Origin of the sequence: Empedobacter stercoris (assembly GCF_025244765.1) — a bacterium.
GTDB classification, from domain to species: domain Bacteria; phylum Bacteroidota; class Bacteroidia; order Flavobacteriales; family Weeksellaceae; genus Empedobacter; species Empedobacter stercoris.
The window spans coordinates 2,008,967-2,021,035 of sequence record NZ_CP104209.1; the positions used below are offsets into that span (position 1 = coordinate 2,008,967).

At 32.9% G+C, this 12,069-nt stretch carries 9 protein-coding genes; 6 read left to right on the top strand and 3 right to left on the bottom strand.

Annotated elements, in window-relative coordinates; all coding sequences use genetic code 11:
- Nucleotides 1-191: 191 nt before the first annotated feature.
- A complete protein-coding gene (gene leuS / locus NZD85_RS09500; RefSeq protein ID WP_260541586.1) occupies nt 192-3,047 on the bottom strand; it encodes a leucine--tRNA ligase in 2,856 nt (951 codons plus the stop codon).
- 110 nt (nt 3,048-3,157) lie between these two features.
- Between leuS and NZD85_RS09505 the strand changes: the two genes are divergently transcribed.
- Nucleotides 3,158-3,568, top strand: a complete 411-nt coding sequence (locus NZD85_RS09505; RefSeq protein WP_225542461.1) for a hypothetical protein — start codon at nt 3,158-3,160, stop codon at nt 3,566-3,568.
- On the opposite strand, the gene NZD85_RS09510 is transcribed toward NZD85_RS09505, so the two are convergent.
- The gene (locus NZD85_RS09510; protein ID WP_225542462.1) at nt 3,565-4,593 is read right to left on the bottom strand and encodes a sensor histidine kinase; all 1,029 of its coding nucleotides are present in this window, start codon (nt 4,591-4,593) and stop codon (nt 3,565-3,567) included. The two genes, NZD85_RS09505 and NZD85_RS09510, sit on opposite strands and share 4 nt — an antisense overlap.
- Nucleotides 4,594-4,602: 9 nt before the next feature.
- On the bottom strand, nt 4,603-5,283 hold the full coding sequence (locus NZD85_RS09515) for a response regulator transcription factor (RefSeq protein WP_171623557.1): 681 nt from the start codon (nt 5,281-5,283) through the stop codon (nt 4,603-4,605).
- Nucleotides 5,284-5,441: 158 nt separating this feature from the next.
- Here NZD85_RS09515 and NZD85_RS09520 point away from each other — a divergent pair, with 158 nt between their 5' ends.
- The 5 genes from NZD85_RS09520 to NZD85_RS09540 all read left to right on the top strand — a co-directional run bounded on the left by NZD85_RS09520 (nt 5,442) and on the right by NZD85_RS09540 (nt 12,068).
- Entirely contained in the window at nt 5,442-8,228 is a 2,787-nt protein-coding gene (locus NZD85_RS09520) for a TonB-dependent receptor domain-containing protein (protein WP_260541589.1), read from the top strand.
- A 26-nt stretch (nt 8,229-8,254) separates the two neighbouring features.
- Nucleotides 8,255-9,454, top strand: a complete 1,200-nt coding sequence (locus tag NZD85_RS09525; protein ID WP_225542464.1) for a hypothetical protein — start codon at nt 8,255-8,257, stop codon at nt 9,452-9,454.
- A gap of 198 nt (nt 9,455-9,652) precedes the next feature.
- On the top strand, nt 9,653-9,979 hold the full coding sequence (locus tag NZD85_RS09530) for an iron-sulfur cluster assembly protein (RefSeq protein ID WP_171623559.1): 327 nt from the start codon (nt 9,653-9,655) through the stop codon (nt 9,977-9,979).
- Between the two features lie 112 nt (nt 9,980-10,091).
- Nucleotides 10,092-11,066: an SPFH domain-containing protein gene (locus tag NZD85_RS09535; RefSeq protein ID WP_260541592.1), complete on the top strand. Its 975-nt coding sequence runs from the start codon at nt 10,092-10,094 to the stop codon at nt 11,064-11,066.
- A 126-nt stretch (nt 11,067-11,192) separates the two neighbouring features.
- The gene (locus NZD85_RS09540) at nt 11,193-12,068 is read left to right on the top strand and encodes a bifunctional 5,10-methylenetetrahydrofolate dehydrogenase/5,10-methenyltetrahydrofolate cyclohydrolase (protein ID WP_171623897.1); all 876 of its coding nucleotides are present in this window, start codon (nt 11,193-11,195) and stop codon (nt 12,066-12,068) included.
- Nucleotide 12,069 lies beyond the last annotated feature (1 nt).

A 12,069-nucleotide genomic window follows, 5' to 3' on the forward strand; every position in this document is an offset into this window, starting at 1 on the left:
GGGCGGGCTTTTCGTTCCAATCTTTGCTATTCAGCAAAGGATTTCCACTGCAATCCCTAACGCGGTTTTTAATTTTATTCTAAGTCTTGTCTTTCTGAGTTTGTCGAAAAATCTTTCCAATATAAAAGCCTCGCATTTGCGAGGCTTTTATCTATATTCTCAATACTAAAATCTAGTATCTAAAATTTTTTTTATCCAACGATGTTGATAATTTTTCCAGGAACAATAATAATGTTCTTTGGAGTACGATCTCCCAATTGTTTGATGGTACGTTCGTCTTTCATGACAATTTCCTGAATTTCATCTTTTGATAAGGTTAAAGGCAATTCTAACAAGAATTTCATTTTACCATTAAATGAAACTGGATATTCTTTTGCATCTGCAACCAACCATTTCTCTTCAAAAATAGGGAAGTCAGCTTTTGCGACAGAAGTTTCGTGACCTAATTTAGACCATAATTCTTCTGCAATATGTGGTGCATAAGGCGAAATAATAATTGCTAAAGGCTCTAAAATTGCGCGTTTATTTGATTTTAATTTTCCTAATTCGTTCACTGCAATCATAAAGGTAGAAACCGATGTATTGAACGAGAAATTATTCACATCTTCGTCTACTTTTTTGATTGATTGATGAAGAACTTTCATTTCTTCTTTTGTTGGTTCGTCATCAGAAACGAAGAAACTCTCGTTTTCGCCATTATGGTACAATTTCCATAATTTTTTAAGGAATGAAGAAACACCAGAGATACCTTGTGTATTCCATGGTTTAGTTTGTTCTAACGGACCTAAAAACATTTCATACAAACGTAGCGCATCAGCACCATATTCGTCACAAATAGTATCTGGAGAAATTACATTAAACTTAGATTTTGACATTTTTTCAACTTCACGACCTGTGATGTATTTTTCGTCTTCTAAAATAAATTCAGCGTTTACAAAATCTTCTCGCCACGCTTTGAATTTTTCTGTATCTAATTCATCCCCTCCATCTTTCAACATATTTACGTCAACATGGATTGGAGTGGTTTCGTGTTGATCTTTTAAACCTTTCGAAACAAATGTATTTGTTCCATTGATACGGTAAGCAAACGCACTCATCCCCAAAATCATTCCTTGGTTGATTAATTTCGCTGCATATTCTTCCGTTGGAGCAAATCCTTTGTCAAATAAGAATTTTTGCCAAAAACGAGAATACAATAAGTGTCCAGTTGCGTGTTCAGAACCTCCCATGTACAGATCTACATTTTGCCAATAATCAACGGCTTGTTTTGATACAAATTCGTTATCATTCTTAGCATCCATGTAACGTAACCAATACCAAGAAGAACCTGCCCAACCAGGCATTGTATTCAATTCGATAGGGAAAATAGTTTCGTTGTTGATTAAACTATTGTCCACTACTTCGTTTGTAGTTGTGTTAAATGCCCATTTTGTTGCACGTCCTAATGGTGGTTCACCTTCTGCAGTTGGCAAATATTCGTCCACTTCTGGTAAAATTATTGGTAAGGCTTCTGTAGGAATCGTGTAAGGCATTCCGTCTTTGAAATAAACAGGAACTGGTTCTCCCCAATAGCGTTGGCGAGAGAAAACAGCTTCACGTAAACGGAAGTTTGTTTTTCCTTTTCCAAATCCGTTTTCTTCTAAGGCTTCAATTGCTTTTTCAACAGCTTGTTGATAACCTAATCCATTTAAGAAATCAGAATCTTGTAATTCGAATCCACCTTTTTCTGTAAAAGCAGCTTCAGAAATATTTTGTCCTTTGAAAATATTAATAATAGGTAAATTGAAATGATTTGCAAAAGAAAAATCTCGTTCGTCACCAGAAGGAACTGCCATTACAGCACCTGTTCCATACGATGCTAATACATAATCACCAATCCATATAGGAACTTGTTTTCCTGTAAATGGATGTATAGCAAAAGCTCCCGTAAATTCACCAGTAATATGTTTAGCATCAGCTAAACGATCACGTTCCGAACGTTTAGACGTATAATCTACATAGGCATCAACTTTTGCTTTGAATTCAGCAGTTGTAATTTGTGAAACCAAAGGATGTTCTGGTGCTAATGTAAGATAAGAAACCCCAAAAACAGTATCAGGACGAGTTGTGAAAACTTCAATTTTATCATCATGACCTTCAATTCCGAAGAAAATCGACGCTCCTTTAGATTTACCAATCCAATTGCGTTGAGAATCTTTGATTGGTTCTGGCCAATCAATTTTATCTAAATCCGTTAATAAACGATCTGCGTAAGCCGTGATACGCATCATCCATTGTGTCATTTTTTTACGCACAACAGGAAATCCACCACGTTCTGATAAACCATTTATTACTTCATCGTTCGCTAAAACAGTTCCTAAATCTGGACACCAGTTTACCTCGGCTTCTGCTAAGAATGTTAAACGATATTTTAATAAAATAGCTTGTTGTTCTTTTTCAGAAAATGCATTCCATTGTTCTGCTGTAAAGCGTTCTGTATCTTCATCACTTACAGCATTCACCGTTGTGTTTCCTTTAGTTTTGAATGTTTCAATTAACGATGAAATGGGTTCTGCTTTATTTGTTGAAAGATCATAATATGAATCAAATAATTGATTAAAAATCCATTGTGTCCATTTATAATATTCAGGTTCTGAAGTTCTAATTTCACGATCCCAATCGTATCCTAAACCAATTTTTTTCATTTGGTTTTCGTATCCTGCAATTACATTTCCTTGTTTATCAACACCACCTTCGATATTCATTTTTGTTGTAACAGCTGGATGTTGACCTGTTTGTATCGCATATTGTTCTGCAGGCAAACCGAAAGAATCGTAACCCATAGGGTGTAAAACGTTGAATCCTTTTAATTTTTTGTATCGGGAATAAATATCAGATGCAATGTATCCAAGTGGATGACCAACGTGTAAGCCAGCACCAGACGGATAAGGAAACATGTCTAATACATAAAATTTAGGTTTTTCTGATTGATTATCAGATTTGAACGTCTTGTCTTCAATCCAAAACTTTTGCCATTTTGGTTCGATTTCATTCGGATTATATTGCATTATTGGAAGTTATATTAAAATTAAATTAGTGCAAATTTACATTTTTTATGTATCTTTTGAGATAGAAAGACGATATTTGTAACTTAATAATCAACACCTAAACCAAACCAATGAAAAAAGAATTGATATTTTACTATATCGGTATACTTGTATTTTTTTCTATTCTAATTTTTTCTATTCGACATATTGTAAATACGACACGTGTTTTTGTGGGCTATGAAGATGGTTTTAATCCAATTCATATTAAATGGAACTTAGATCCAAGAGATTCTACTTTGCGTGTAAAAGATCCTATGTATTTGAGAAACGAATATTATTTGGTTAAAAATCAAGATAAATTGTTCTTATCAAAAGATACAATTTTATATGCCGAAATGTTCGATGATTCGTTGGCAACAAAAGGAAATGTGTTGAATATTCATCCTCCTTATTTTTTATGGAAAGAAGCTAAAAATGATACGCTGAAAGTCTTTAAGAATAATGTCACTTTAAAATTTACGAAGAAAAAAGAAACGTATTAAGCTTTTTGCAAATAGAACGAAAATGTAGATCCTTTTCCTGTTTTACTTGTCACATAAATTTTTTGATGATGGGCTTCTAAGATATGTTTTACAATAGCAAGCCCCAATCCAGATCCTCCATTATTACGGTTTCTAGATTTATCAACACGATAAAAACGCTCAAAAATTCGATCAATGTCTTCTTGCTTTATTCCAACACCTTGATCTTTTATTGAAATTTGAATTTTATCATCATATTCCTCAAAATCAATTGAAACTTCTGTATTTGGATTCGAATAATTAATGGCATTTACAATCAAATTAATCAACACTTGTTGTATTTTCTGAATATCACCTACCACTTTTATCGGCTGATGAATAGGGTAATTAAGCGAAATTTTGATGTTATTTTTTTCTGCTTTAATTTCTAATAAATCAATCACATCTTGTACAAGTGCAGTCAAATTAAACACCGAAAACTCGATGTTGATTCGTCCACGTTCCAATTCAGCAATCATATCTAAATCTTTGACCAAATAAATTAATCGATCAACTGATTTATTGATTCGGTTTAAATATTTATCTCGAATCGATTCGTCCTCAACTCCACCTTCAATCAAGGTTAATAAATATCCCTGAACTGAAAAAAGGGGCGTTTTTAATTCATGCGAAATATTTCCAAGAAAATCTCTTCGGTAATTTTCGCGCTCATTCAACACGTCAATTTCTTTCGATTGATCTTCTGTTATTGTTGAAATTTTATGAGAAAGTTCTTCAAAATCAACATGATTAGATTGAAATTGAGGAATGTTTTTAGAGATTTCGGTAAAATCTTTTTTGCGTTGATTTTTTAAAGAAAACCAATAAAATATTGATAATCCAATCAACAAAAGCATCATCAAACTGATGAAAAATAATTTTTCTTGGAGAATAAATTGAATATTTCCAAACCATAAAAATGAGAACAAAACAAATCCTAAAGCCAAAAATAATGTACTGATAAAGGCATATAAAAGGATGTTTTGAACTTTGAAAGTTGAAGCCATTACGAGCTTTTAATCATTTATTTTGTATCCAATTCCTTTGATTGTAGAGAAGCGATCGTTCCCAAATTTTTCGCGTAATTTTCGCATATGCACGTCAATTGTGCGTCCACCAACCACAACTTCGTTCCCCCAAACTTTTTCTAAAATTTCTTCGCGTTTAAAAACACGTTCGGGGTTTGAGGCTAATAAAGCAATCAATTCGAATTCTTTTCTTGGTAATAAAAAATCTACTCCTTGAAAGTTTACTTTGTAGGTTTCGCGATTAATCTCGAAGTTATTTAATTTGATGTATTCATCTTTAGGAGCTTCATTAGGTTGTTTTAGCTTTAATAAAGCGTTTAATTTACTGACTAAAACTTTTGGTTTGATTGGTTTCAGAATGTAGTCATTTGCACCAGCATCATAACCTGCTAATTGAGAAAAATCTTCGGCGCGAGCAGAAAGAAATACAACTAAAGTATCCTTAAAAGAGTCAAGTTTTCTTAATTCGGCACACATTTCCATTCCATCCATTTGTGGCATCATGACATCAAGTAGAATTAAATCTGGACGAAAAATTTTGGCTTGTTTAAGGCCCTCAATTCCATTTTGAGCAGTTTCTACTTCAAATCCTTCTTTTTTTAAGTTGTAACCAATAAATTCTAAGATATCTGGTTCGTCGTCAACTAATAAAATTTTAATGTTCTTCATAATTGTTTGTAATAACTAAATAAAATTAGTCGATGTAAAATTAAGCTTAAATTTTAGGAGAAATCACTTAAAAATATTTCTTAACATTCATTTAAAATTACAATAATTTGATAACAATTACCTAACAAAAGCTTTACAATTTGTAAAAATGTTTTTCATTGAAAACCAACAACTTTGCAATCAACAAACACGAATTATCAATCGCAATGAAACGCAATTTAACTTTACTTTTATTATTAGGGTCAGCCGCATTATTTGCACAGACCAATATTAAATTAGAAGGAACTCTATTTGATCAAAGAACCAATCAACCGCTTTCGGGAAAATCATTTACAGTAGAAGGCTTGGATATTCAAGCTAGAACAGATGAAAACGGTCGTTACGAAATTTCTGTTCCAGATGATACGTATCAATTGGAAATGAAAGTCGATGGTTATCAAACGATTACTCAGAATTTAACAGATTCGAATACATTAAATATGTATTTGCAACCAGAAGATTTCAAAGATGGTAAAATTGATTTATCAACGGCTGTTATTACAGGTGTAAGAAGTAAAGCTGCTGAGGCAAATCTTTTGAACTTGCAAAAAAGATCTGTAAATATAGTAACGAATATTGGTGCTGCGGAGCTAGAGCGAAAAGGAGTAAGTGATGCAGCAACAGCAATGACTAAAATAGCTGGAATTTCTAAGCTTGAAGGTACAAATTCTATTTTTGTAAGAGGATTAGGTGATCGTTATATATCTACAACATTAAATAATTTACCATTACCATCTAACGATCCAGAATATAAAAATATTGATTTAAGTCTTTTTAATACTGACATTATAGAATATATCTCAGTTGATAAAGTTTATTCTCCTAAACTGTTGGGGGATTTTTCTGGGGCAGCTGTAGATATAGTATCAAAGGATTTCCAAGATAAAGGACTATTTCAGATTTCTGTAGGAACTTCTGTTAATACAAATGCTATAGGTGAGAGTAACTTTATGTTACAAGATGGACCAAGTAAGACAGGTTTTTCTAAAATAAATGTTCCTAATAACCCTTTGAATTCATACCAATTTAAGACGAAGTTAAATCCAACAACGTCGAGTACAATTGCGCCAAATTTTGGATTGAAAGCTGGTAAAACTTTTAGAATTGGAGATGAAGGAAAACTAGGAGTGTTTGCTAGTGCGAGTTTTAATAGTAACTATGATTATCGTGAAGGTATAAATCAAACAGTTAATGCTTTAGGAGGATTAGGAGGAAGATTAAGATCTTTTGTACCTCATCAAAAATATTCTTATGAAACAAATTCTACAGGAATGTTTAATGCGAATTATAAAATAAATAAAAATCATAGTATCAAATATAATTTCTTATTTATTAATTCTTCTGAGCAATCAAGAGATTTATACTATGGTTTTATTCGTGATATTGCTGAGGATGATAATGGATTAATCCAGCGTAATACTTATATACAAAACCAATTAATGGTAAACCAACTTTTGGGAGATCATAAGTTGACAGATAAATTGGATCTGAATTGGGGATTAGCTTTTAATAAAATAGAAAGTGATGTGCCAGATCGTACACAAAACACATTACGACTTAATAAAACGACAAATGAATACCAGCTTGCTCAAAATTCTACAACCGATAATCATCGTTATTTTCATAATTTAATAGAAAAGAGTTATGCTGCAAATGTAGGATTAAGCTATCGTTTGAATGAATCTGCAAATGGATTAGCTAGAGGTTTTGTAAAAGTGGGATATAACGGTCGTTTTGTGAATCGTGATTTTGAAGCAAGACAATTTAATTTCAGATTAAACAACTCACAAGTCATAGACCCGAATAATTTGGATGCTTTTTTTAATGAAACGAACTATAATAACGGATATTTTAGTACAACGACATATAGCGGTACTTTAGCTCCTCAGGTTTATAATGGAGATCAAACTATACATGCCGGATATGCAAATTTGGAATATAACTTAACAGATAAATTAAGTGCAGTTCTTGGTTTACGTTACGAAAATATATTGCAAGAAATATCGTGGAGAACACAGTTAAGTTCTGACTTAAATTCTAACATGTTAGACGAAAACTACTTCTTACCGAGTCTTATTGTAAAATATGCTATCAACAATAAACAAAACTTACGTTTCGGAGCATCGAAAACCTATACACTTCCTCAATTTAAAGAAAAAGCATTGTTTTTATATGAAGATGTAAATGAAACAAAATATGGAAATCCTTTTCTTTATGCATCAGATAACTATAATGTAGATTTAAAATGGGAGATTTTTCCATCTCATGGAGAATTAATTTCTATTGCAGGTTTCGGAAAATATATTCAGAATCCAATTAATGAGGTTGTCATTGCTTCATCTACAAATGATATTTCTTGGGTTAATGGAGATTATGGTTATGTCGTTGGAGCAGAGTTAGAAATCAGAAAAAATATATTCAATTTTGGACAAGAAGGCAAAAATACATTGTCAGCAGGTTTAAATGCCAGTTACATGAAAACTGACCAAGAAATAGATGCTGAAAAGGTACGAAAAGAAACAAAAGGGATGTATAATTTAAATTTAACTACACCTAAAGCTGCTTTGACAGGAGCATCTGATTTTTTACTTAATGCGGATGTATCTTATGTAAAATCTTGGAAGAGAGGAGCTGAAGTTATGGCTACACTTTCTTATGCTTATTACTCGGATCGAATTTATGCATTGAACAATGAGAATAGAGGAAACTTAATTGATAAAGGGATAGGATCTTTAGACTTTATATTACGAACTAAGTTAAATAAAAACATAGGAATAAACATTGCTGCAAAAAATATTCTTAATCCAGAATTTAAACGTGTACAAGAAAACGCAACAGGTAACGTAACAGCTGTTTCATATAAAAGAGGGGCAAACTTTGGTCTTTCTGTAAATTATAATTTTTAAAACAAAACAAAACAAAAACAAATAACATGAAAAAATCTTTTTTTAAACTTTTAACATTAGCATTATTTGTAGGAACAGTTTCAACAACATTTATATCTTGTTCTAGCGATGATGATTCTTCTTCTGAAATAACTGATCCATCTACTTTCGTTGTAGATAGAAATAACTTAAAAGGAGAAATAACAAAAGGAGAGGTCGTATTGGAGTCAGGAACTTACAAATTAACAGGACGTTTAATTGTAAGAGAAGGAGCAATTTTAAGAATCAAACCAGGAGTTGTTATAGAAGCTACAAATCCTAGTTCTGCTACAGCATACGAAGAAGTAAGATTTATTTCTATTGCTCAAGGAGCAAAAATATTTGTAGAAGGAACAGAAAGCAATCCAGTTATTATGACGGCTACAAACAAAGCTCCTGGTAAATGGGGAGGACTAGTATTAGCTGGTAAAGCTCCTATAAACAAAGGAACAACAGCGACAACAGAAGTAGGTGGGGAATTGGCTTACGGAGGAAGTGATGTCAACGATAATTCTGGATCAATTCAATATTTAAGAATAGAGTATTCTGGTTTTGCTTACAATGCAGATAAAGAGTTTAATGGCTTATCTTTATTTGGAGTTGGAAAAGGAACAGTTATAAAAAATGTACAAGCATACGAAAGTTCAGATGATGGATTTGAGTGGTTTGGTGGAACAGTAGACGCGAGTAATTTAGTCGTTGTTAATACCCATAAAGATGTTGGGGATGACATGTTTGATTGGACTGAAGGATGGAATGGAACGGGACAAAATTGGTATGGTAAAAAGACAAATGCAGGAAATAGAGGTATAGAAGCTGATAACAACTCTAATAATCCATTAGCAACTCCAATCTCTAGTCCTACTATAAAAAATATGACATTAATCGGTGCAGGAAAAGAAGGAGCAGAACCTCAAGGGATAAAGCTACGAGTAGGTTCTCAAGGTACATTTGATAACATAGTTTTAAGTAACTGGAATGTAGGTTTTGATATTCAACAAGATGAGTCAATTGCAGCAATTACTACAGGAAAATTAAAAGCTACTAATGTCAAATTTGATAATGTAACTACAAAATCTGTTGGAAAAAATACTAAGAATGAAACAGTAGATGTTTCTGCTGTTTATACAGAAAGTTCTACCGCTAATGGTGCTGGAAATGGAACAGCTACACCAGATTGGGCAAAAGGCTGGACTTTAGGTTTATAATAATCAATCCATATAATGATAAAACTTTTTATCTAAAAAAGTTCTTCGTGTTTGTAAATCGCTTTTTTGGGTTCTCCAAAGAAGCGATTTTCTATCATTATAAAGATTTTATTTTAACTCATTAAAAATAGTTATTTAGAAAAATTCCACGTAAGCTAAACTATTCGTACATTTGCAGAACAATAACAATTGATAACAATGGCATTAACAGAACAACAATTAGATTCGATTGGAGAGAAATTGGTTGAAAAATTCAAAACAGTTTTCGATCCAGAGATTCCCGTTGATATATACGAATTGGGATTGGTTTATGATGCACAGGTGAATGCAGATGGTGAAGTAAAAGTTACCATGACCCTTACATCTCCAAACTGTCCAGTAGCTGAAAGTTTGCCTTTAGAGGTAGAGCAGCGCGTAGAAGAAATAGAATACGTATCAAAATGTTACGTAGAAATTACCTTCGAACCACCTTGGGATAGAGATATGATGAGCGAAGAAGCAAAATTCGAATTAGGAATGTTATAAGTTAACATTCCTAATTTTTTTTGGTCTAAAAATCAATTATCAATTCATTCTGAATATTTTCTGAAAATAAATACTTATCTTAATTCCATTATTATTTTTAAGCACTAAAACTATGGGACCTACATTAGGATTTTTATTATTTGCAGGTATAATTGTACTCTTTTTATTCATTTTTACCGTAAAACAGCAAACTGCAGTTATCATAGAACGATTCGGAAAATTTAACAGTATTCGTAACCCTGGATTACAATTCAAAATTCCAGTTGTTGATAAAATCGCAGGAAAAATGTCACTCAAAATTCAACAATTAGATGTTGTCGTTGAAACAAAAACAAAAGATGATGTATTCGTACGATTAAAAGTTTCGGTTCAATATCAAGTCATCAAAACACAAGTTTATGATGCATTTTACAAATTAGATAATCCATATACGCAAATTACATCTTTCGTATTTGACGTTGTTCGTGCTGAAGTTCCTAAACTTCGTTTGGATGATGTTTTCGAGAAAAAAGATGATATAGCCGTTGCTGTAAAGGGAGAGTTACAAGAAGCGATGAATTCGTATGGTTACGAAATTGTCAAAACTTTGGTAACCGATATCGATCCTGATGAACAAGTAAAACATGCGATGAATCGTATCAATGCTGCCGAACGCGAAAAATTGGCTGCACAATATGAAGGTGATGCTGCTCGTATTTTAATTGTTGAAAAAGCAAGAGCCGAAGCCGAGTCAAAACGCTTACAAGGACAGGGTATAGCCGATCAACGACGCGAAATTGCAAAAGGTTTATTAGAATCTGTTGATGTATTAAATGGGGCAGGAATTACGTCTCAAGAAGCTTCTGCATTAATTGTAGTTACACAACATTATGATACCTTGCAAGCAATTGGAGAAAAATCTGGAAGCAAGTTAGTGTTATTACCTAATTCGCCAACAGCAGCATCGGAAATGTTGAATACAATGGTGACTTCTTTTACAGCGGCACATCAGTTAAATGAACATCAAATCATAAAAGACGAGCCATCAACTCACCGAAAAAATAAACCGAATCAAGACGATTCGTTTACTTTACCAGAGCAAGCATAAAATTATTATCAACCAAAAACCACTTCATAAAAAGAAGTGGTTTTTCTATTGAATCAAAAATCATCATCACAACATCTTTATTTATTTTCTAATTTGTCCGTATCTTTGCGCAAACACAACAAAACAATGCAAATTTTAGACGGTATTAAACTGGCAAAAGAGATCAAACAAGAGATCAAGGAGCTGGTACAGAATTACAAGGACCAAGGAGTTCGTGTACCACATTTGGGGGCAATTTTAGTAGGAAGTAATGGCGCTTCGCAAACGTATGTTGACAATAAAATAAAGGATTGTCATTTCGTAGGTTTCGAATCGTCTGAATTACGTTTGCCAGATACAATTTCACAAGAAGATTTAATTACAGAGATTGAAAAATGGAACAATGATGATACATTGGACGGATTTATCGTTCAATTACCATTGCCAAAACATATCGATCAAGAAGCAGTAATTAATGCGATTGATCCAAAGAAAGATGTAGATGGATTTCATCCAATGAATTTCGGAAAAATGGCATTAGAAATGGAAACATTTTTACCAGCAACTCCTTATGGAATTATGGAAATGTTAGAGCGTTATAACATTGATACAACAGGTAAACACACTGTTGTAATCGGACGTTCTCGCATCGTTGGTCGCCCAATGAGTATTTTGATGAGTAAAAATGGGAACCCTGGAAACAGTACGGTAACCTTAACTCACTCCAAAACTCAAAATTTAGAACAATTTACAAAAGAAGCTGATATTGTGATCACTGCTTTGGGTGTTCCTGGTTTCTTAAAAGCCGATATGGTAAAAGAGGGAGCAGTCATCGTTGACGTTGGAATTACACGTGTTGACGACGAAACTAATCCTCGAGGATTTAGATTGGCTGGTGATGTAGATTTTGATAATGTAAAAGAAAAAGCATCGTGGATTACACCTGTTCCTGGTGGAGTAGGACCAATGACACGTGCAATGTTATTAAAAAACACATTGTTGGCTTACAACAACAAAAAATAAA